This is a genomic window from Clostridium sp. 1001270J_160509_D11, assembly GCF_015667935.1.
Lineage (GTDB): Bacteria > Bacillota > Clostridia > Peptostreptococcales > Peptostreptococcaceae > Intestinibacter.
On sequence record NZ_JADPET010000002.1, the window covers coordinates 43,378 to 66,215 of the forward strand.

Genomic DNA, 22,838 nt, shown 5'->3' on the forward strand with positions numbered 1-22,838 from the left:
GGTACAAAATGGAAAAGACAGTAGTAATAAAAAATGCAACAGGATTACATGCTAGACCAGCAGGGATGTTCGTTAAAAAAGCATCTGAATTCACTTCAACAGTAGAAGTATTAGCTAAAGGAAAAACTGTAAATGCTAAATCAATCATGGGAATAATGAGCTTAGGTTTAGGTCAAGGTGAAGAAATAGTTGTTAAAGCTGAAGGTGCAGATGATGCAGCAGCAGTTGACGCATTAGTAGAATTAATCGAAAGCGGATTTGGTGAATAATATCCAAAGCCACATACAATATAAAACCTGGGGAAACCCAGGTTTTTAAAAATCAAACTGCAAACTATCTAAAAGAAGTTAAAATAAAAGTGAAAATAATAAATAATAAAAAGAAGTAAGGGTATATTTTAGGAGGAGTAAAAAAGATGTTTAAAGGAACAGCAGCATCACCAGGTATAGTACTTGGGAAAGCGTTAGTATTAGAGCATAATGAATTAGTCATAGAAAAGAAATCGATATCAGACGTAGAAACAGAAATAGCTAGATTAAACGAGGCAGTAGCTATATCAAAAACTGAACTTGAAAAAGTAAGAGATAAAGCAAAAGTTGAATTAGGTGAAGAAGAGGCACAAATATTTGAGTCACACTTATTAGTTTTAGAAGATCCTGAACTACTAGGCTCTACAATGGACAAAGTGAAAACTGAAAATGTCAATGCAGACTTTGCATTAAACGAAATAAAAGAGATGTTCGTTGGAATGTTTGAAGCTATGGACAACGAATATATGAGAGAGAGAGCGGCTGACATAAAAGACGTTACAAACAGAATATTAAGACACTTACTAGGTGTAAAAATAGTAGACTTAGCTGCATTAGAAGATGAAGTAGTTTTAGTTGCACACGACTTAACTCCATCAGATACAGCTACAATGGACAAAAAGAAAGTATTAGGATTCTTAACTGATATCGGTGGTAGAACTTCTCATACAGCTATAATGGCAAGAACTTTAGAAGTTGCTGCAGTAGTTGGACTAACAGATGCTACACAAAAAATAAAAGACGGGGACTTTGTTGTATTTAACGGAGATACTGGAGAAGTAATAGTAAATCCAGACGAAGAAACAATAGCTAAATACTCACAAATGAAAAAAGAATTCGAAGATTATAAAAAATCATTAGAATTATTAAAAGGACAACCATCTGTTACAACTGACGGAAAACATGTTGAATTAGCAGGAAACATAGGAACTCCAAATGACGTAGATGGTTTAATTAAAAACGACGCTGAAGGTGTTGGACTTTATAGAACAGAATTCTTATATATGGACAGAGTAGACTTCCCAACAGAAGACGAACAATACGAAGCTTATAAAGCAGTACTTGAAGGAATGAGCGGAAAACCAGTTGTAATAAGAACTTTAGATATAGGTGGAGATAAAAAACTTGACTACTTAGAAATGGACGAAGAAATGAATCCATTCTTAGGATACAGAGCAATCAGACTTTGTCTAGATAGAAAAGAAATATTCACAACTCAATTAAGAGCTTTATATAGAGCGAGTGTTCATGGAAAATTAAGAATAATGTTCCCAATGATATCTTCATTAGAAGAATTATTACAAGCAAAAGCAGTATGTGAAGAAGTAAAAGAAGCACTAGATAAAGAAAACATAGCTTATTCAAAAGATATAGAAGTTGGTATGATGATAGAAGTGCCATCAGCAGCAGTAATATCAGACGTACTTGCAAAACACGTGGACTTTTTCTCAATAGGAACAAATGACTTAATCCAATATACTTGTGCAGTAGACAGAATGAACCAAAAAATAAGCTACTTATATAACCAATTCAATCCAGCAGTATTAAGATTAATAAAAATGGTTATAGAAAATGCACACAAAGAAGGTAAATGGGCAGGAATGTGTGGAGAAGCAGCAGGAGATCAAAGAATGATACCAATATTATTAGGATTTGGTCTTGATGAATTCTCAATGAGTCCAATCTCAATATTACCAGCTAGAAAATTAATAAACTCTGTGAGTCAAGCCGACATGAAATCATTCTCAGAAAAAGTGTTAGAACTTGGAACGGCACAAGAAATAGAAGCATTTATAGCAGAAACTTTTAAACATTAATTAAATAAATGCTATAAACATAGCTACCGAAAAATTTATATATAAATTTTTAAAGGTGTAAAGAAATATAGATTAAACTAATTTTCTATATTGCTTCACACCTTTTTTTTATTTAAATAACGAATGAAGTCGCCCGCGCCATGAATTTAAAAAAAAAAACCAATCGGTAGGTTTTATTCCTACGACTGGGGAAATTAAACTATAAATTATAAAATTTACATAAATCTAAAAGGTATTTTGTTTTGGTTTGCATACCAATGTGCGTACGAATTTTTCTTTCCGTAGATTGTTAAGTTTGGACAGTTTTTAAAAGCAAATTCGCTTATTGATGTTATTGTCTGTGGTATAACAACTTTTTTCAAATTCATACAACTTCTAAATGCATATTCCTCGATATTTTGGATAGTTTCTGTAAGAGTTATTTCTTCAAGATTTATGCAGTCACAAAATACTCTAGAACCGATAAATTTTAACCCATGATTTAATTTTATTTTGTTTAGATTTGTGCAACCTAAAAATGCTGTATTTTTTATGTAAGTCACCTTTTCTGGAAGTTCAATTTCTCTTAGTGATTTGCAGTTGGTAAATATTCCAGATGAAATAGATTTTAAATTTTTAGGTAGTTTTACTTTTTTTAATTTTATGCAGTTTGAAAAAGCACCTTGTTTTATTGATAAAATTGAATCAGGCAAATCAACCTCTCTCAAATTAATACACATTGAAAAAGCTCGTGAGCCTATTGACGAGATATTAGGTGAAAATTTCACATTTTTTAAATCAGTACAATTAAAAAATGCCAAATCGTTTATAAGTTCCACACTTTCTGGAATATCAATTTCTTCTAGATTTGAGCAATATCCAAATAAATACGTATCTAAAATTTTTAACTTTGGAGAAAGAGCTATATTTTTTAAGTGGCTACATTTAAAAAATGCACCTTCATTTATATTTTCAATATCATCTGACAAATATATATCAGATAAATTGTTACAATTTTTGAATGCGTATTTTCCAATAGTTTTTAAACTTTCTGGTAGACTTAAATATTTCAAATTTGTGCAATTTAAAAAACATTCATCAGAGATAGTTTCTAACATATCTGGAAATATTACTTCAGAAAGTGAGCTACACCCAGCAAAAAGTTTTTTGTTAAGTTCTTTCATACTTCCTAAAAAGACAATTTCTTTTAAAGATTCGCAATTAGAAAATGCCTCTCTTTCAACATTAGATATATTGTCTGGTAGATGAAGTGATTTTAAATTTATACAGTCCGAAAATCCTAGATATGGAATAGATTTAACATTTCTAGGGATATATACATTTTCAACACTTTTGTTTACACAACTTACGGCATTATTTATTATAAATAGATTTTTCAAATTATCTGGATCATCTGCTAAAAAGTCGTCGTTTAAATTTCCATGTAAATCATCAAAAATCGGCATTGTATTCCTCCTTATATAATTGATTTTTTATATAAAGTCAAGATAGGCAACCCATCAATTGCTGGGTTTACCTATAATTGTCATATCATAATGATAAGATAATATCACTTTTCAAATGGATATTCAAGTGATAAAATAATTGATAAGAGAGTCATTAAAATATGTAAATGGTATCGACATAATTTAATAAAAACCCTACATTTAAGTAAACAATCAAAATAATAAATTTACATATTAAAATGAGAATATACTTATTTAAGGAGGATAAATATGTCATCATTAACAATTAGCCCAGAAGAAGAGAAAAGAGTGAAAGGACTAGGATTTTTGAACAACAAAGGAACAGACAATTTTTCAGCAAGAGTATTAACAGTCAATGGTAAAATAACTGCAGCTCAACATAGATGTATTGCAGAAGCGGCAGAGTTATTTGGAAATGGAAATATAACATTTACAACAAGATTATCTATAGAAGTTCAAGGGATACCATTTGACAAAATTGACGATTTTAGAAATTACATAGCAAAAGAAGGCCTAAAAACTGGTGGGACAGGGGCGAAAATACGTCCGATTGTATCATGCAAGGCGACAACTTGTAAATTCGGTAGACTTGACTCATTTGCAATATCTGAAGAAATGCACCATAGATTTTTTGAAGGCTATAATGATGTAGCCCTACCACACAAATTTAAAATGGCAGTAGGCGGATGTCCAAATAACTGCATGAAACCAGACCTAAACGATATGGGGATTGTAGGTCAATTAATTCCAACTCATGACTTAGATAAATGTAAAGGATGCAAAAAGTGTAAAATAGAACAAGTATGTCCAATGGATGCATGTAAAGTTGTGGATAAAAAAATAACTAGAGACACAAATATATGTAATAATTGCGGACGTTGTGTCGGAAAATGTCCATTTGGTGTAGTCGATGAAGGTACACCGGGATACAAACTTTATATAGGTGGTAGATGGGGCAAAAAAATCTCTATAGGAAAACCACTAACTACAATTTTTAAAACACAAGAAGAAGTTCTAGACGTTATGGAAAAAGCAATCTTACTATATAAAGATCAAGGTATAAAAGGTGAGCGTTTTGAAGAAACAATAAAACGTATCGGCTTTGAAAATATAGAAGAACAACTTTTAGACGACGATTTATTAAATAGAAAAGATGAAATACTAAACAAAGAACTAGCATTAGCAAAATAAAAGTTTATATATAAAATAAAATTAAAAAATTTAATATATTTACAATTAAATTATCAAAAGAGGTTATCAATATCCAGATAACCTCTTTTTTAATATAAAATTATACTTATTTTTTAAAAATACATGTCTGGAATCCATGAAATCACGTATTCATAATCTGTTTTTATATTTGGATTCAATATTTTAAATCTTCCTTTTACCATTTGTTCCTCAAATACACTATCTAAATGGCAAAGAGCGATTCCCATATCTATTTTATTGATATCTTTAGTTTTAGTGCTGTAAAAATGAAGTCCATCATCATTTAGTACAACTCTCCATGGCTGACAATTTAGTGAAGATGGAGCAAGACGAACTGCCTCTAATGCATCTGAATAAATTCCCGCATCTTTTTTTGTAAGAGGGGTATAAAAATCGTCTTTGTGAAATAATGAGCTAAATGAATCTCTTTTGTTGTGGTTATTTCCAATTAAAAATCCTATTGGACTTCTTCTGCCGCCTTCATACCCAACAGGTGATACAACCGGTAGAACATACCCATCTTTAAGTTCAACAGCTTTTGCAAATTTCCCTTTATTAAAAGTTCCACCAAGCCAAACTGTACCAAGTCCAAGTGAAGTACAATATAAGATAACTTTTTCAAAAGTATAACCAAGCGCTTCGAGTGTAAGGGGTTTATCCTCACAATAAGCAGCCAAGAAATAACTTGGATTTTTGATAACGCCATATGTACCCAGCTTTTCGTTGTGATATCCGTCTGGTTTTAAAAGTTTAATTTGAATTTTCTTGTTGAATGGATTTGTAACACTATCGATATAAGTTTGAATTTTTTCTAAAATACTTTCATCTATCGGATTATTGCTATAAGTCCTGACAGAATGTCTACTTTTTATAACTTCAAGAATAGATTGTTTCATAGGATGAACCTCCTTAATTTACACAAATATGATATAAGAAAATAATAATTTAAGCTATTTTAAAATATAAATTTTCTTATACTTAAATTATAACATGAAAACCCAATTCTTGAAGAAAATGTAGTTATCTAAATTAATCACTTCAATATAACATAAAATATATTAGATAGTGCTATAATGTAATAAATAAGGGGGGAGCGAAATGTTTAACCTACCGTACAATAAATTTCACAAAACACTAGAAATAGTAACTTTTATTTTGCTGTTAGCACAAATTGTATATACTGCTGTTTTATATCCGCAGTTGCCGAGCAAAATACCATCACATTTTAACTTAGAAGGACAAATAGATGGTTGGTCAGGAAAAGGATCGATAATAATACTTGTTATAGTTAATGTAGCATTATATATACTGCTTACTGTTACAATGTTTTTTCCAAGATTGTGGAATGTGCCGGTCAAAATTACAGATAAAAACAAAGGTATAGTGTTTAATTATACTATTAATATGGTTTTATTAGATAAACTTATCTTAGTTATGAGCTTTTCTTATATAACATATTGCTCAATTTCAGCAACTAAAATGGGGTGGTGGTTTACGCCAGTTATGCTTGTAGGAGTTTTGGGGGTGACTTTTTACTATACCTTTAAATTATTTCTAGTTAAATAAATAAATAAGAAGTTTTTAATTGAATAGGAGATAAGACAATAAGGAGAAGAATATGAAAAATTACGATGCTTATATATTTGATTTTGATTATACATTAGCAGATGCAACAGACCCAGTAGTGGACAGTTTCACATATGCACTTGAAGAAATGAATTTAAAAAAGGCAACTCGCCAAGATATAATAAATACAATAGGAATACCAATAGGGGAGTCATATACAATTTTGACTGGTGATGATTCAGAAGAGGGTATAGATTTATTTAAAAAATATCAAAAGGAAAAATCAGATGAAATAACAGTTCCAAATACAGTTTTTATAGGTGGAGCAAGAAAAGTTTTAGAAACTCTTAAAAATAGAGGCAAAAAAATTGGAATAGTTTCATCTCGTTGGGGACAGAGAATAAACGACGTATTTGAAAATCTAGGATGTAGAGAATTAATTGACTTTATAATAGGAACAGAACATGTTGAAAATTATAAACCAAATCCAGAGGGATTATTTAAAATGATAGAAATGATGAAATGCGAATCTCCAATTTATATCGGAGACAGTTATATAGATGCAAAAGCGGCACAAAACGCCAATATAGATTTTGTCGGCGTGACAACTGGCACAACATCAAGGAAGAATTTAGAATCATACCCACATGTGGCAGTATTAGATAATTTAGAGGAGCTTTTAGAGATATAGTGTAATTAATAGATTTACATCTATGTTTAAGGAAAAAAATTCCTTGACTTTTTCTTATATCAGTATCTACAGCAGCAGTAACAGCATACGGAGTTTATTATAAAATACAACAATTTGTATTTTTCGCAGCATTCGGTTTAAACAACGCAATCATTCCAATTGTTTCATTTAACTATGGAATGAGAAATAAACAAAGAGTAAAAGAAGGAATATTCTACGGCATGATGTATACACTAATTATCATGGGTATTGGGTTAGCATTTTTACAAATTTTTGCATATCAAGTCGCAGGTATATTTGCATTATCTCCAGATATACAAAAATACCAAACTCAGAAAATGTAATTTGGTGGGCATTTCCAATAGCAGAAGGATTCGCACTAATTGTCGCTGTATTTATAATGAAAAAAATCAATAAAGATAAAGTAAAAGAACTCGCATAATAACAGATTTAAAAATATAAGAATGTCTGTTAAATCCTCTCGCTATATAATGTATGGATTTTTGAAAAAACTTTAATTAAAATTTTAATTTTATGTCAAAACTAAAGTAGTAAGAAATTATGTGTTATTATAATAGTAGATAGATTATAAAGAGAGGTGACTTAAATGTCTATGAAAAGAGCGAATGTTGTAAGCCCTGTGCAATAATTTAGAAAACATGTTGTATAGGGCAAGTTTATAAAAACTTAATTAAAAAATTTGCGCATGTTTTCTTAAAATTATTGCTTTTAGTTTACAAAATAAATGTAGATAGGAGCAAGGGTTTATGAAATACAAAAAAGCGCAGGATGTATTACCTCAACATATGATTGAAGATTTGCAGAAATATATAGAAGGTGGTTATCTTTATATACCTAAAAAAGAAGAGAATAAAAAGTCTTGGGGAGAAAATACGAGTACTAAAGATGAATTAAATAAAAGAAATAAAGAAATTGCCAAAAAACATAAAAATGGGAAAACTATAGAAGAATTGGCTGATGAATATTATTTAACTGGATATAGTATAAGACGAATTATTAAAAAGGTAGATTTATAAGTATAGTAATTAAAAGAATATATGTAGTAAAGAAAATATATAGTAATTAAAAAATATATATTAATTGAGATAAATATATGGCTATTGCAGAGATATTGCAATAGCCTTTTTGTTATTTTTAATGCCAATAAAAAAGTGTATATTAAATTTGTAAATTGGAAATTAAATTTAATGTTTACTTTTTAGTATTTAGATGAATTATAAAATTAACATGTTTAATTCAGAAATATTTGTGTTCTTGTGCACAATGTAAAAAGGGAGTAATTTATAAATATAAGTACTTTTAAAGAAAGGGGTGCTAATATGAGTATTTTAAACGTGGAAAATATGACTCAAGGTTTTGGGGATAAAATTATTTTTAATAATGTCAATTTCAAATTAGAAAAAAATGAGCATATTGGTCTTGTAGGGGCAAATGGTGAGGGCAAAACTACTTTTTTTAAACTTATTACAAATGAGCTACTTCCCGACAGTGGCACAATTTATTGGAATAATAAAGTTAGTATTGGATATATGGATCAAAATGTTAATATAAATAATTATCCGACAGTTAGGGAATTTTTACAAAGTGCTTTTGCGGATTTATATAAAATAGAGGAGAATTTAAACGAACTTTATAATAAAATGTCGACATCTAATGATATTGAACTTGAAAAAATAACACAGAAAGTATCAACCTTACAAGGTGTGCTAGAAGATAGTGATTTTTATAGTATTGATTCAAAGATAGATGAGATTTCATACGGAATAGGAATAAATGATTTTATGTATAATAAGTCAGATGAATTGAGCGGAGGGCAAAGGAGCAAGGTTCTTTTGGCAAAGATGTTACTCGAAAAACCAGATATTTTGTTGCTTGATGAACCGACAAATCACTTAGATGAGGAAAATATAAATTGGCTAAAAAATTATCTGAAAAGCTATGAAAAATCATTTATATTGATTTCACATGATACAGAATTTATGAACGAGGTCGTAAATGTAGTTTACCATCTGGAGCATAAGAAATTCACAAGATATAATGGGGATTATAAGAAATTTCTAAAATTATATGAGCTTCACAAAGAGCAGTTAATGAGGGATTATACAAAGCAACAAAAGGAGATAAATAAACTAGAGGATTATATAAGAAAAAATAAAGTTAGGGCAGCAACAGCAGCACAGGCAAAGGCTAGAGAAAAGAAGCTTATGAAGATGGATAAAATAGAAATAAGTAAGCAAAAACCAAAGCCACATTTTGATTTTAAATTTTCTAAGCCATCCTGGAGCGTTATTTTCAAAACTAAAAATTTAGTAATAGGATATGACACACCACTCACAAAACAACTCAATTTAAAGATGGATAAAAATAAAAAAATAGCAATTATCGGTGCAAATGGAATAGGCAAGACAACTTTATTAAAAACTTTGATGAAAGTTATAAATCCAATAGAAGGGAAAGTTATGTTAGATGAGCAACATTTGGATATAGGTTATTATGAACAAGAAAATTATTATACAGAAAATGTTGTTATTGACGAGATTTCAAATGAATTTCCTAAAAATACGAAAACAGAAGTGAGGCGAATGTTGGCAAGGTGTGGATTGACAGATGAGCACATAAACAGCAAGCTTTGCAAACTTAGTGGAGGGGAACAAGCAAAGGTAAGGCTTTGTAAAGTTATCAACAACCCAAGTAATATACTATTTTTAGATGAACCGACAAATCATTTAGACGTAGATGCAAAGGAAGAATTAAAAAGAGCTCTTATAAATTATGAGGGTAGTATAGTTTTAGTAAGTCATGATAGAGATTTTTACAAAGATATTGTGACTACAGTTTGGAATTGTGAAAACTGGATAATATAAAGTCTGTAAACACCATATATAGTAAAAGATAAAAAACATCTACTATATATGGTGTTTTATTTTTAAAAAAATACAAAAAATAAATTAAAAAAGAAATTATGTGGGTATAAATCATAAATGGACATTATATAGATATAGACTTTAAGCCCAAGACAAATTTCTACACTTATTATTTCAAACCTTAAAATGTGTAAAAATCTTATAAATAATTATTGTGGGCAAGATAAAAACGAAATTATAAATATAAACTAGGCGACAAAGGAGAAATTCGATGAATTATATAGAGTTAAATAACCAAGTTATAATCAGGGACGAAAATGGGAAATATCAACTTGACAAAGATAAAGAAGCTCTAAAATCGTATTTAGAGGATTACATAGAGCCAAGAATGAGAAAATTTAATAACTTAAAAGAAAGATTAGATTATTTAGTTAAAAACGATTACTACTCAAAAGAAATTATAAATATGTATGATGAGTATGTGATTGAAGTTATATATGATTTTATAAGATCGAAGAATTTTAAATTCCAATCTTATATGAGTGCGAGCAAATTTTATCAAAATTATGCTCTTAAAAGTGATGATGGGGAAGAAATATTAGAAAGTTATGAGGATAAGGTGTTGATTGTTGCATTGACGCTTGGAGATGGGGACTCTAAACTTGCAAAAGATATTGCAGGAAAACTTATAAATCAAGAGTTTCAACCAGCGACACCGACTTTCTTAAATGCAGGTAGAGCAAGAGCAGGAAAGATGGTATCTTGCTTTTTAGTAAATATAGAGGATAGCTGTGAAGGTATATCTTATGGAGTTTCATCTGCAAACCATTTGTCAAAAATAGGCGGTGGGGTTGCGCTTAATTTGACTAGACTTAGGGCTGCAGGCGAATCTATAAAAGGAATCAAAGGAGCAGCCGGCGGGGTTATGGGTGTTGCAAAATTACTAGAGCAATCATTCAGCTATTTCAACCAAATGGGAGCGAGACAAGGCGCTGGGGCAGTTTATTTAAATGTACTTCATCCAGACTTTGAAACACTACTAGACAGTAAAAAGATAAATGCAGACGAAAAAATAAGGCTTACAACACTTTCAATCGGAGCTATAATTCCAGATAAATTTATGGAGCTTGCGGAGAAAAATGAAAATTGTTATGCATTTTATCCACATTCAATTTATCAAAAATACGGTGTTCATCTTGATGAAATAAAAATGGACGAATGGTATGACAAATTAGCACAAGATGATGAAATTGAGAAAAAGGAAATAAATCCAAGGGAACTTCTAACTAGGATTGCACAAACTCAACAAGAATCTGGATATCCATACGTTGTATTTATCGACAGTGCAAACCAACAACATACGCTAAAGGACGTGGGAATGATAAAAATGTCTAACTTGTGCTGTGAGATTTTCCAATACCAAACACCATCAGATATAAAAGGTTATGGTCAAGTCAGCGATTGGGGACAAGATATAAGTTGTAATCTGGGCTCTTTAAATATAGCAAATGTTATGGATAATAAAGATATTGAAAAGACGATAGATGTAGCGATTAGAGCCTTGACATATGTTTCTGACAATACAAATATAGAAGAAGTACCTACTATCAAAAAAGGAAACGACTCATCACATTCAATAGGTCTTGGAGCGATGAATTTACATGGATATTTAGTTAGAGAAGATATAATCTATACGTCAAAAGAAGGTAGAGAATTTGCCGATGTATTCTTCGCAATGATGAGATATTACGCGATAAAAACATCAATGAATATAGCAATTGAAAAAGGAGAAACATTCAACGGATTTGAAAAATCAGAATATGCAAAAGGGCCAGAAAGTGAATTATTTAAAAAATACTGCACAAAAGATTTCTTGCCAACTAGCGAAAAAGTATCAAAATTATTTGAAGGAATAAACATTCCGACAAAAGAAGATTGGAAAGAATTATTACAACAAGTTAAGACAAATGGTATTTATAATGCTTACTTAAGTGCAATCGCACCGACTCAAAGTATAAGCTACGTCCAAAATTCAACTTCGAGCGTTATGCCGATAACTGAGCAGATAGAAGTTAGAACTTATGGAGATTCGACAACAATTTATCCAATGCCGTTTTTAACTAATGAAAACATGCTTTACTACCAATCAGCATACAGAATAGATATGCTAGACCTTATCGATATGGTGGCGATAATTCAAGGACATATTGACCAAGGAATTTCGACAACACTATTTGTAACAGACGACAAAACAACAAGAGATATTGCAAGATACTACATTTATGCACATAAAAAAGGACTAAAAAGCCTTTATTATACTAGAACGAAGATGGAAAGAAATAATGAATGCCTAGTGTGTTCAGTTTAAGATTCAACATAAAGAGGTGATAAAATGACATTTAAATTAAACAACGTACACAAAGCAGTCAACTGGAATGTTGAGGACGACGACTTCACTCAGGCATTTTGGGATCAGAATGTAAAACAATTTTGGCTGCCAGAAGAAATATCAGTGTCAAAAGATGTAAAAGTATGGAGCGAACTTTCGCCAGAGGAGAGAAATCTTTATAAAAAAGTGTTAGGTGGACTGACACTTTTAGACACAAAACAAGCCAACAACGGAATACCATCGATGATGAGTTTGACAGATAATCTTCAACGAAAAGCCGTACTTTCATTTATGGGAACTATGGAAGAAATCCACGCAAAGAGCTATTCATCAATATTTACAACATTATTAACAGTGCCGGAAATAGACGAGATATTTGAATGGATAGAAAGCGAGCCGACTTTACAGAAAAAAGCCGAAATAGTTTTAGCCCAATACGAAAATACAGATGACAGATATGGTCTATATATGTCGATGGCGACATCAGTATTTTTAGAAAGCTTTTTATTTTACTCAGGATTTTTCTACCCATTATTTTTAGCTGGACAAGGAAAAATGATGGCAAGTGGAGAGATAATTTCACTAATACTTAGAGACGAATCACTTCACGGAAAATACATCGGACTTCTTGCACAAGAGATATTCAAAGATTTTTCAAAAGAAGAACAAAAAGAGTACAAATCAAAAGTCATGGACGTATTCGATAGACTTATGGAAAACGAAATAAACTACACAAATACAATATACGAAGGAACAGGGCTAGCTGATGAAGTCATAAACTTCCTAAAATACAACGCAAACAGAGCAATGGAAAACCTAGGATACGACAACAGACTCGAAGTCGACCCAGTAAATCCAATCGTGCTAAACGGACTTAGCACAGAAACAAAAACACACGACTTCTTCTCAACAAAAGGTAACGGATATCAAAAAGGAGTGTATGAATCGCTACAAGATAGTGACTTTATTTTCGATAGGGAGATATAAATTTAGAAGTTTTATATATATTATAAAAAAGACCACATCTTAGAGTTTCATTAACTGAATCTCGAGATGTGGTTATTTATAGTACATAGGAAATTATAGTTCATTTAAAAACTGTTGATAAGTATAATTTCTGTATATGTGCTTCAAAGAAATCTACATTTTTAAGGGTCTTTTGAATTAAAGATTTCTTTATTAATTAAGGTGCTTTTTTATTATTTCTCTAACCCTTTCTATATCGATTTTAGTGAATCTTGAAATAGTTGCCTCATCAAGGCCTTCGCCTAACATATTTAATACTATTTCTACTTGATTTTTCTCAATACCTTTCTCAATACCTTTTTTAATCCCCTTTTTTTCAACTTATGGATCATATAAACTCTTAGTCATGATATTCACCTCTTTTTCTAAGTTTTCATCATCTATATAATTTCTATTTAGATATTCAATTAAATTTTGAATTGCTAAAAGCATACTGTGAAAATCTTCACCGAGGATTTCATCTTGGTCAAATAACTCCTTTGACTCAATAGCTAGTTTTTCATAACATCAACTTCATAAAGAAACTCTTTTTCATCTCCAAAAACTATCATTAATTTTAAGCTATCTTCAATATTTTTATTTTCCTCAAAGAGAATCACCTTCTGCTTTGGAAAATACAATCTTTTGATATTATCCCCATCATAATCAGCATTTTCTTTTCCTTTTCTAAATCCATACTCAAACATACGAATTATCATGGTGTTGTCATTTTTAATTTATTATAACTAATATTTTTCTATTTGGATATCACCTCTTTAGGTATATCTAATTCTTTACTGAAAATTAGTATTTTAAACAAAATAAGTAAATTTTTCTATAATTATAAATATAAAAAATCCATTGGAAAGTACGAGGTTTAGGTTATGATATAATATAAGTAAAAATATCAATTAAGGAGCAAGTATGATTAGAGATTTAAAACAAAAAGATATAGATAAAGTTATGGAAATCTGGCTTGAAAGCACAATAAAAGCACACGACTTCATGCCAGAAAAATACTGGCAAGACAATTACAATGCAGTAAAAGATATATACATACCACAGTCGAAAACTTATGTTTATGAAGAGGGGGAAGAAATTAAAGGTTTTATAAGCATATTAAACGACGACTTTATAGGGGCATTATTTGTATCACTGAATGAGCAAGGAAAGGGGATTGGCTCAAAGTTAATAGAGTATGCAAATGCTAAATTTGATAATTTAAAATTAGCTGTATATAAACAAAATCAAAAATCGGTTGATTTTTATATTAAAAAGGGATTTGAAATTTTATCGGAAGAGATTAACGAAGATTCAGGTTTTGAAGAATATATTATGGTTTATAAATAGCAAAATCTTAAAAAGAGTATATATCCAGCCAAAGTAGCTAGGGATATACTCTTTTAATCTTTAATATAAAGATATTTTATTCAACTTCTTTAAGTAAATCTTCAGCAGAAATTCCATACAATTTTGCCAATGCCAATAAATTTGAAGTACTTGGGTCAGAGGCACCATTTTCCCATTTCGAAACAGCTTGTCTGCTTACACCGATTGATTCTGATACGAATTCTTGTGTCATTTTACATCTTATTCTATTTTCTTTTAATACCTCACCCAAAGATTTTCTGATTATCGCTTTTTCGTGTCTAACATCTGTTGATTTTAGATATTTTAAAAGACAGCGAACAATAAGTATAAGTAATCCTAAAAAAATTGCCAAAATAATAATGTATAATACTACACTAATTATAAATTGTACTCCTAATGCCATTTGTAAATATCTCCTTTCCTTTTTCTAATATAAATATATCAAAAATATCTAGTTACTTCTACCAACTACTGCGCAACTATCAGTTGCATTAGGGTAAAATACTCTATTTTAGGAAATTTTTGTTTCATAAAACAAAAAACTATGACACAATATAATTAATAAGTAATTTAAAAGAATATTAATATGAAAAAGGTAGTTTAAAAGTAAAAAAAATTTAATTTACAAGTAAAAGCTAGGAGGGGTATTATGATTAATTTGAGCAAGGTACAAACTATTGATTTAACAAAAAAAGAAGTTGGACTAAAACATCTAGATGTAGGTTTAGGGTGGATAACTAGAATGGATTTAGACACAATTGCATATTTATTAGATTCAAACGACAAACATATCGAAACAGTATACTTTGGAATAAAAGAAAGTAAAAATAAATCAGTTAGACTAAGTGGAGATGATTTAGTCGGTGGTGGAGCAGGGGACAACGAGGTTATATACATAGATTTGGACAAGTTAGATTCAAGGGTGCAAAAAATCGCTCTATATGCAAATATATTTAAATTCTTTGGACTTGGGAAAAAGACTTTCTCAGACGTAAAAGATGCATACATAAGAGTTGTAAACAGAGATACAGGAAAAGAGATATGCAAATATGTACTTGCTGAAAATGGGGCTGGATGTGATGCTTTCCATTTTGCCGATTTAGTCAAAAACGGCTCAGAGTGGAAGTTTGTTGCAGTTGGAAATGGATGCAATGGTTCTGTTGATAAATTGAGAAAGAAATATTTATAAAATATTGTTATGATGATTTTTATATATTGAAAGTTTTTTAGAATAAATTACTCTTTATAATGTATACATAAATAATTTTTAAATCTGCATTATTTTGGAAATGAAATTCTGCTATAATGAAAGTATAAATAGTTATAGAAAGGGGTAATAGCTATGAAAAAAAATTTAATTATCACAATAAGTAGAGAATATGGTAGCGGCGGAGGAGAAATCGGTAGAAGGTTATCTAAAGCATTAGGAATACCTTGCTATGATAAAGAATTGCTTACAATAGCAGCGAAGGAAAGTGGTTATTGCCAAGAATTTTTTGAAAAATACGATGAAAAACCTATCAAAACATTGAGTTATTTTTCATACGACCAAACAATGTCATCATTACCAATAGGTCATCAACTATTCTTAAAACAATTTAACATAATCCAAGACTTAGCTGAAAAAGAGTCTTGCATATTTGTAGGTAGAGCAGCAAACTATGCATTAAGAGATAAATTCGACTCAATAGATGTTTTTATACATGCTGATTTTGAAACAAGAAGAGAAAGAGCAATTGAAGAACATGGTATTGAAGAAAAGAAAAGTGCAAAAACAGTCAAAAAGATAGATAAAGAGAGAACTTCTTTTTATAATTTCTATACAAGCATGAAGTGGGGAGATGCTAGGGACTTTGATCTTTGCATAAATACCAGCAAGATAGATATTGATGAAGCTGTTGAAATAATTTTGGCGACAGTTAAAAAACATTATGATAAATAGGAATAATATTTATAGAAATTTATAATTAAACTATAGGAATAATATTTTTTATAAAAACAACCACATTTTAGATTTTGGTATACTGAATTCTAAAATGTGGTTATTTTAGTTTTTGAATAATTTATAATTTCTAATATATTATTTTAAGCGACACAAGAAGTAGTTGTGACAACTTTTATATATTAATCTATATAATTTCAAAACACAGTGAAAAAAACTAAACCATTATATTTCTTTTCAAAAAAGATGGAAAAACTTTTGACTTTTTTATTTATGAAAAACTTGGTATTATTTAAACATAGAAGTTGAGATGATAAGATGAAGAAGAGAACAAGAGTATGGTAAAAGTTCAGTTGATAACAAGAACTTTCATAGAATCTATATCAGAAGAACTAAAAATCAATTTAAACAACGATTATGACTTCTATCAAAACTTATCAAATCATCTAGGTTCGATTTTTAGGACTGGGATAAGTGATTTACAATCTAATTCATTTTTAGATGAAGTAGTGATAAAAGTGTAGCTATGGAAAGAAAGAAAAATCAAGAAATAGCATTCCACGTAGTAGTTGTATGTAGTGGAGGGATAGGAACATCTCAACTATTATTAGCAAAATTAAAATCTCATTACAACTTCCAAATAGTTGATATAATCTCATCACATGATGAAAAAATATTTTGGAAAGTCATGCAGACTTGATAATATCAACAGTACCACTAAACAATGTTAATGTCATATATCTACAGAATTTTTAGAGCCTGGTCAACCAATATCAAAATATGAAAAAGAATTATTTATAAAAGAATTTGATAAAATCTTAGATAATACAAATGTAGTAACTATTTCGGGAAGTGCTCCACAAGGATTAAACAAAGACATATATAAAGTTTTGATAGATATGGCAAAAGCTAAAGACAAAAAAGTAATCTTAGATACAAGTGGCGATTTATTAAAAGAAGGAATAAAAGCCAATCCAACTATGATAAAGCCAAACAGCGAAGAGATGGAAAGCTTGCTTGGAATAAGCATAAACAATAAAGATGAAATAATAAAAAGTGCATTAAAACTACATCAAAGTGGAATAGAAGTTGTTGTTGTTTCGCTTGGAGGCGATGGAGCATTATTAGTATCAAAAGAAGGCATATATCAAGGTAGACCTCCAAAGATAGATGTAGTAAATACAGTTGGATGTGGAGACTCTATGGTTGCGGCATTTGCTGTTGGGTTTGAAAGAGGGTATTCTCTTGTAGACTCTTTAAAATACGCAATATCAGTATCAGCAGCTAATGTACTGACTAATTCAACAGGAAGTTTTAAACAAGAAGATGCAGAAAGTATTTACAAAGATATTGAAATAACAAAAATAAATATTGAAAACTAAATAAAAAGGTAAATAAATCCAAATTATAAAATCCTGTTTTATCAATTTTTAAAAGGGTATATAACAAATGTCGACAAATAGATATAGAAAGCTTTCTAAAAATTGATTTACAGGAGAAATAAAATGGAAGATAGAGTAGTATGTTCATGTTTAGATGTTACTTATAACACAATAAAAGAAGCAATAGAAAATGGTGCTAAAACTTTAGACGATATAAAAGATGAAACTGAAGCAGGTACTATATGTGGTATGTGTGAAGATGAAATACAAGAAATAATAGATGAATTAGTAAAATAATTTTTTATAAAAAGACTATGGAGATGAGTTATTCATCATCTATAGTCTTTATTTGATTTTAATCTCATATTTTAAAGACATTTTGCAAATAATCAATATATGGGATAAAATATAGATATGTTAAAAAAATGTTTATCTACACAATAACTGGGTATATAAATAAGAAACACAATATTACGATAAATAATATAATAAGAGCGGCGATGAAGATATATTGACATAAATTATTGAAAAACTAGGAGGTAAATTAATGAGCAATGTATTTGAAGTAAAAAAGGATATCTATTATACAGGAGTTTTGGATAAAGAACTAGAGGTATTCGATATAATAATGGAGACTGAGTTTGGAACAACTTACAATTCATATCTTATAAAAGATGAAAAAACAGTTTTAATAGATACTGTAAAATCAACTTTTAAAGATCTATTCTTTGAAAAAATAGAACAAGTAACACCAATCGAAGATATAGACTACATAGTAGTTCACCATACTGAGCCTGACCATGCGAGTAGTTTATCATATATATTAGACAGAAATCCAGATGCAGTAGTTTATTGTACTACAGCAGCTAAAAACTACTTAACTAGCCAATTAAACAGAGACTTTAAATTTAAAACAATAAAAGATGGAGAAGTTTTAAATATAGGTAAAAGAAACTTAAGATTTATAACTGCGCCAATGCTTCACTGGGCAGATACTATGTTCACTTATGTAGAAGAAGACAAAGTATTATTCACTTGTGATGCTTTTGGATGTCACTATGGTGATTTTGATGCAGAATGTGTTGCAAATAACGAAGACTATATAAAAGCATCAAAAGTTTACTATGACTGTATAGTTAAACCATTTGCACAATACGTATTAGACGGTGTAGACAAAGTTGTAGGCTTAGGTATTGATTTTGACACTATCTTAACTTCACATGGTCCAATATTATCAAAAGAACCTATGGAACAAGTAAAAAGATATGTACAGTGGTCACAAGAAGCTGTAGACGCTACTAATAAAGACAAAGTTAGTATATTCTACTTATCAGCTTATGGAAATACTAAAAAAATGGCGGAAAAAATTGCGGAAGGTGCTAAATCTGAAGGAGTAGAAGTAGGTCTTTACGATTTAGAACAATTAACTCACGAAGAAATGCACGACAAATTCTTAGAATCAAAAGTAGTTGTATTAGGTTCACCAACAATAAACAGAACAATGGTTAAACCTATGTGGGACTTATTCTCTAATGTAGACCCAATGGCTAACAGAGGAACATTAGCAGGTGTATTTGGTTCTTATGGATGGAGTGGTGAAGGTATCACAATGGCAGAAAATACATTAAAATCAATGAACTTCAAAATGCCAGTTGAAACAGTTAAGAAAAAATTCTTCCCAGATGAAGCAACTTTAGAAGCTTGTGTAGAAGCTGGTAAAGAATATGCTAAATTAATAAAATAAGACACCAATATTAATAAAATATTTAACATAAATAATACCAATATAAAAAATAGCATGTAATATATACATGCTATTTTTTTAATTCTAAGGAAATTATATATTATTTGTTTTGTGGATAATGTATAATTACCAACCTATTAATTAAAGCAACGGAATCTACGATTCGTTGGCGATATGAACGTAGTGAATTTATTATTTAAAAATTTTCACTATACCTTCATCATTTAGATATTTGAGAAGTGAAATTGTAATCGGAAGACCCAACATTCCTATAAAACCTAGAAAATGAAGCCCAATAAACATACTTATAAGTGTGACAACTGGGTGTAGTCCGACTTGTTGCCCCACTAGCTTTGGCTCTATAATATTTCTTATTATTGTCACGATTATATAAATAACAGCGACACCAATTCCTACCGTAAAATTTCCATATAGCAATGCAATTATCGCCCAGGGAATCATTATTCCACCAGTACCCAATACAGGTAAAATATCAAATATAGCTATACAAAGTGCTATAAGTATAGAGTTTGGAATTCTTAAAATTGTAAGCCCAATTGCAAGTTCTGTAAAAGTGATAGTAAGTATAAGTAAATAAGATAAAAAACATTTAAATAGGGTAGTAGTGATATATTTTTTACTTTCCTTTATAGATTCAGACGCATTTTCAGGTATTTGTCTTTTTATGAAGTTTATTATCTTTTCAAAATCTATAGTTATAAAGAATGTAACTATTATTGTGATTATAGTTTTTAGGAAGATGCTAGGTATAGCTGTTGCAAATCCTGATACATAGCTTACGACCATAGTAGAAAACTTGCTTACAAAATTACCTAAAGTACTTATCAAACTAGAAGAACTTTCTTCTAATGCTGAAATTATATTTGGATCTAATGAAAGAAACAAATTCTCGAAATGTTGGAATGTATCTTTTATATATGGTTCAAAATAAGTTGAGAAAAATTGTGGCATTGTTGTAAATAGACCTTGAATTAATATTAAAATTTTTGTACCTATTAAGATTATTATAAAAGATGCAACTGCATAAAATGCAAGGACAAATAATATAGATATAAGCGCCCTATTAAGGTGAAATGTCTTGCAACAGAATTTAATTAATGGATTTAAAATTGCAGCTATTATAAATGCAATTAAAAATGGCGTAAGTATAGGGCCTAAAAGCTTGATTATAAGTATGATTCCGCCTATAATAACGCCGAAGTAACAGAATTTTATAAGAAATTCTTTTTGTTTTTGTAGCTTCAAATCTGGTTTACTTTCCATCTTATAACCCCCAATCTATAAATGCAGATAGCATCCAGACATAGATATTTTTATATTTGTATTTTAAAATTTAGACTATCTAAATACTTATGATATTTTAATATGAATTATTATTAATTATATATGATTTGAATACTAGATTAGATTAAATATTTTTAACATAAAATTTATTTATAATTAAAAAAGATGAAGCAAAACAAAGTTTTACTCCATCTCATATAAAAAATTAGTATAATAATTTATTAATCTTAGGTTAAAATTATATAACTGCTTCTTCGTCGTCATCTCCCCAACATTCAACTTTTCCAAGACCTTTTATATTGGCAGGATTAAATGTTGGATTTTTGATTCCAGCTTTTCTTTGCATAGTATAATCATCTAAAGCTCTGAAAGCAAATTTACCAAGAAGAGTTATTGCGACTAAGTTTACTATTGCCATAAGTGCCATCATTACATCAGCTAAGTCCCAAACGATTTGGACTTTTGTAAGAGAACCAAATAAAACCATAGCGATAACAATTACTCTAAACCCAGTCATTAATGGTTTATTTTCTCCGAATATAAACTCTATATTAGATTCTCCATAATAGTAGTTTCCAACTATTGAACTGAAAGCAAATAAGAATATGCATATAGCTATAAATGTATATCCGAAAGATCCTATATGATAACTTAAAGCTTCTTGTGCAAGTTCTATACTAGTCGCACCACTAGTTACGTTAAATTGAGTGTATAGAAGTACCATAAATGCAGTACAAGTACAGATTATTATTGTATCTGTGAATACACCAAGTGTTTGGATTAAACCTTGTTTTACAGGGTGTGAAGTATCAGCAGTTGCAGCAGCATTAGGTGCACTACCCATACCAGCTTCATTAGAGAATAGACCTCTTTTTATACCAACTAATATTGTTCCTGTAAAAGTACCAACTGTAAAATCTTTAAAATTAAGTGCTTCTGAGAATATAGCTTCAAATATTTGTGGCATTAAATTTATGTTTTTGAAAACTATAAATAATGCAACTAATATATATGCAACAGCGAATACTGGAACTATAACTTCAGTTATTTTTGCTATTCTTTGAACACCACCGAATATAACAGCAGTAGTTAATGCACATAATATTATTCCTATAAGTAATTTATTTGTTCCGAAAGCTGCGTTAAATGCAACTGTCATTGTATTTGATTGAACGGCATTAAATACAAATGCGAAAGCTATAGTTATTAATATTGAGAATAGTATTGCCATCTTTTTATTTTTTAAGCCTTGTTCTATATAATAAGCTGGACCACCTCTAAAAGCATCTCCATCTTTAACTTTATATATTTGAGCTAAAGTACTTTCTATAAAACTTGATGCAGCACCTATAAGTGCAACAACCCACATCCAAAATATTGCTCCAGGACCTCCACCTACTATTGCGATTGAGATACCTGCTATATTACCAGTACCAACTCTAGATGCAGTACTTATACAAAATGCCTGGAATGAAGAAATTTTTCCTTCTTTTTTAGCATCTTTGTCCATACCATCACCTAAAAGTCTGAACATTTCTTTAAAATACCTGAATTGAACAAATTTAGTTCTTATAGTGAAGTATATTCCTAGAACTATTAGAGCAGCTACAAGAATATAAGTCCATAAAAATGTATTTGTTACATCTATGATATTACTTAAAGTCTCCATAAATTCCTCCTCAAAATAAAATATAGTAATTATAAATTTGTAATTTACCCAAAATAATAAAATATATACATTATATTCCGAAAATT

General features: G+C 29.8%; 24 protein-coding genes. 18 read left to right on the forward strand and 6 right to left on the reverse strand.

Annotated elements, in window-relative coordinates:
- Positions 1 to 8: 8 nt before the first annotated feature.
- Both I4U58_RS00595 and ptsP read left to right on the forward strand, forming a co-directional pair.
- Positions 9 to 269 carry an HPr family phosphocarrier protein gene (locus I4U58_RS00595; RefSeq protein ID WP_007287452.1) on the forward strand — a complete coding sequence of 87 codons (261 nt, stop codon included), beginning with the start codon at positions 9 to 11 and terminating at the stop codon, positions 267 to 269.
- Between the two features lie 146 nt (positions 270 to 415).
- The gene (gene ptsP, locus I4U58_RS00600) at positions 416 to 2,125 is read left to right on the forward strand and encodes a phosphoenolpyruvate--protein phosphotransferase (protein WP_195928904.1); all 1,710 of its coding nucleotides are present in this window, start codon (positions 416 to 418) and stop codon (positions 2,123 to 2,125) included.
- Between the two features lie 215 nt (positions 2,126 to 2,340).
- Here the strand turns inward: ptsP and I4U58_RS00605 are convergent, their stop codons facing one another.
- Positions 2,341 to 3,570, reverse strand: a complete 1,230-nt coding sequence (locus I4U58_RS00605) for a leucine-rich repeat domain-containing protein (RefSeq protein WP_195928906.1) — start codon at positions 3,568 to 3,570, stop codon at positions 2,341 to 2,343.
- Positions 3,571 to 3,840: 270 nt separating this feature from the next.
- Here I4U58_RS00605 and I4U58_RS00610 point away from each other — a divergent pair, with 270 nt between their 5' ends.
- Positions 3,841 to 4,782, forward strand: a complete 942-nt coding sequence (locus tag I4U58_RS00610) for a (4Fe-4S)-binding protein (RefSeq protein WP_195928908.1) — start codon at positions 3,841 to 3,843, stop codon at positions 4,780 to 4,782.
- A gap of 113 nt (positions 4,783 to 4,895) precedes the next feature.
- Here the strand turns inward: I4U58_RS00610 and I4U58_RS00615 are convergent, their stop codons facing one another.
- Complete coding sequence (locus I4U58_RS00615; protein ID WP_195928910.1) at positions 4,896 to 5,699, reverse strand: nitroreductase family protein; 804 nt, start codon at positions 5,697 to 5,699, stop codon at positions 4,896 to 4,898.
- A gap of 202 nt (positions 5,700 to 5,901) precedes the next feature.
- Here I4U58_RS00615 and I4U58_RS00620 point away from each other — a divergent pair, with 202 nt between their 5' ends.
- The 7 genes from I4U58_RS00620 (at position 5,902) to nrdF (ending at position 13,321) form a co-directional block, all read left to right on the forward strand.
- A complete protein-coding gene (locus I4U58_RS00620; RefSeq protein ID WP_195928912.1) occupies positions 5,902 to 6,369 on the forward strand; it encodes a DUF1648 domain-containing protein in 468 nt (155 codons plus the stop codon).
- 52 nt (positions 6,370 to 6,421) lie between these two features.
- Positions 6,422 to 7,060 carry an HAD-IA family hydrolase gene (locus I4U58_RS00625; protein WP_195928914.1) on the forward strand — a complete coding sequence of 213 codons (639 nt, stop codon included), beginning with the start codon at positions 6,422 to 6,424 and terminating at the stop codon, positions 7,058 to 7,060.
- A 104-nt stretch (positions 7,061 to 7,164) separates the two neighbouring features.
- Complete coding sequence (locus I4U58_RS14015) at positions 7,165 to 7,404, forward strand: MATE family efflux transporter (protein ID WP_347708152.1); 240 nt, start codon at positions 7,165 to 7,167, stop codon at positions 7,402 to 7,404.
- 423 nt (positions 7,405 to 7,827) lie between these two features.
- On the forward strand, positions 7,828 to 8,097 hold the full coding sequence (locus I4U58_RS00635; protein WP_195928917.1) for a CD3324 family protein: 270 nt from the start codon (positions 7,828 to 7,830) through the stop codon (positions 8,095 to 8,097).
- A 303-nt stretch (positions 8,098 to 8,400) separates the two neighbouring features.
- Entirely contained in the window at positions 8,401 to 9,945 is a 1,545-nt protein-coding gene (locus I4U58_RS00640; RefSeq protein WP_195928919.1) for an ABC-F family ATP-binding cassette domain-containing protein, read from the forward strand.
- Positions 9,946 to 10,216: 271 nt separating this feature from the next.
- The gene (gene nrdE, locus I4U58_RS00645; protein ID WP_195928921.1) at positions 10,217 to 12,313 is read left to right on the forward strand and encodes a class 1b ribonucleoside-diphosphate reductase subunit alpha; all 2,097 of its coding nucleotides are present in this window, start codon (positions 10,217 to 10,219) and stop codon (positions 12,311 to 12,313) included.
- Positions 12,314 to 12,337: 24 nt separating this feature from the next.
- Complete coding sequence (nrdF, locus tag I4U58_RS00650) at positions 12,338 to 13,321, forward strand: class 1b ribonucleoside-diphosphate reductase subunit beta (protein WP_195928923.1); 984 nt, start codon at positions 12,338 to 12,340, stop codon at positions 13,319 to 13,321.
- A 530-nt stretch (positions 13,322 to 13,851) separates the two neighbouring features.
- On the opposite strand, the gene I4U58_RS00655 is transcribed toward nrdF, so the two are convergent.
- Positions 13,852 to 14,046, reverse strand: coding sequence for a hypothetical protein (locus tag I4U58_RS00655; protein ID WP_195928924.1), 195 nt, complete (start codon positions 14,044 to 14,046; stop codon positions 13,852 to 13,854).
- Between the two features lie 217 nt (positions 14,047 to 14,263).
- Here I4U58_RS00655 and I4U58_RS00660 point away from each other — a divergent pair, with 217 nt between their 5' ends.
- Positions 14,264 to 14,689, forward strand: a complete 426-nt coding sequence (locus I4U58_RS00660; protein WP_195928926.1) for an N-acetyltransferase — start codon at positions 14,264 to 14,266, stop codon at positions 14,687 to 14,689.
- A gap of 76 nt (positions 14,690 to 14,765) precedes the next feature.
- Here the strand turns inward: I4U58_RS00660 and I4U58_RS00665 are convergent, their stop codons facing one another.
- Positions 14,766 to 15,113 carry a helix-turn-helix transcriptional regulator gene (locus I4U58_RS00665; protein ID WP_007287468.1) on the reverse strand — a complete coding sequence of 116 codons (348 nt, stop codon included), beginning with the start codon at positions 15,111 to 15,113 and terminating at the stop codon, positions 14,766 to 14,768.
- 246 nt (positions 15,114 to 15,359) lie between these two features.
- Between I4U58_RS00665 and I4U58_RS00670 the strand changes: the two genes are divergently transcribed.
- From I4U58_RS00670 to I4U58_RS00700, 7 genes are all read left to right on the forward strand, one after another.
- Positions 15,360 to 15,899: a TerD family protein gene (locus I4U58_RS00670; protein ID WP_195928928.1), complete on the forward strand. Its 540-nt coding sequence runs from the start codon at positions 15,360 to 15,362 to the stop codon at positions 15,897 to 15,899.
- 153 nt (positions 15,900 to 16,052) lie between these two features.
- Positions 16,053 to 16,652 (forward strand): cytidylate kinase-like family protein, encoded by a 600-nt coding sequence (locus I4U58_RS00675; RefSeq protein WP_195928931.1) that lies wholly within the window; start codon positions 16,053 to 16,055, stop codon positions 16,650 to 16,652.
- A 338-nt stretch (positions 16,653 to 16,990) separates the two neighbouring features.
- The gene (locus tag I4U58_RS00680) at positions 16,991 to 17,176 is read left to right on the forward strand and encodes a hypothetical protein (protein WP_195928932.1); all 186 of its coding nucleotides are present in this window, start codon (positions 16,991 to 16,993) and stop codon (positions 17,174 to 17,176) included.
- A 2-nt stretch (positions 17,177 to 17,178) separates the two neighbouring features.
- Positions 17,179 to 17,352, forward strand: coding sequence for a hypothetical protein (locus I4U58_RS00685; RefSeq protein ID WP_195928934.1), 174 nt, complete (start codon positions 17,179 to 17,181; stop codon positions 17,350 to 17,352).
- A 37-nt stretch (positions 17,353 to 17,389) separates the two neighbouring features.
- Positions 17,390 to 18,034, forward strand: coding sequence for a hexose kinase (locus I4U58_RS00690; RefSeq protein WP_195928950.1), 645 nt, complete (start codon positions 17,390 to 17,392; stop codon positions 18,032 to 18,034).
- Positions 18,035 to 18,157: 123 nt separating this feature from the next.
- A complete protein-coding gene (locus I4U58_RS00695; RefSeq protein ID WP_195928936.1) occupies positions 18,158 to 18,331 on the forward strand; it encodes a (2Fe-2S)-binding protein in 174 nt (57 codons plus the stop codon).
- A gap of 250 nt (positions 18,332 to 18,581) precedes the next feature.
- Positions 18,582 to 19,778, forward strand: a complete 1,197-nt coding sequence (locus I4U58_RS00700) for an FprA family A-type flavoprotein (protein WP_195928938.1) — start codon at positions 18,582 to 18,584, stop codon at positions 19,776 to 19,778.
- Positions 19,779 to 19,970: 192 nt separating this feature from the next.
- Here I4U58_RS00700 and ytvI read toward each other — a convergent pair whose 3' ends face one another.
- Both ytvI and I4U58_RS00710 read right to left on the reverse strand, forming a co-directional pair.
- A complete protein-coding gene (ytvI, locus tag I4U58_RS00705; RefSeq protein WP_195928940.1) occupies positions 19,971 to 21,062 on the reverse strand; it encodes a sporulation integral membrane protein YtvI in 1,092 nt (363 codons plus the stop codon).
- A gap of 259 nt (positions 21,063 to 21,321) precedes the next feature.
- Positions 21,322 to 22,752, reverse strand: coding sequence for an alanine/glycine:cation symporter family protein (locus tag I4U58_RS00710; RefSeq protein WP_195928942.1), 1,431 nt, complete (start codon positions 22,750 to 22,752; stop codon positions 21,322 to 21,324).
- Between the last annotated feature and the right edge of the window lie 86 nt (positions 22,753 to 22,838).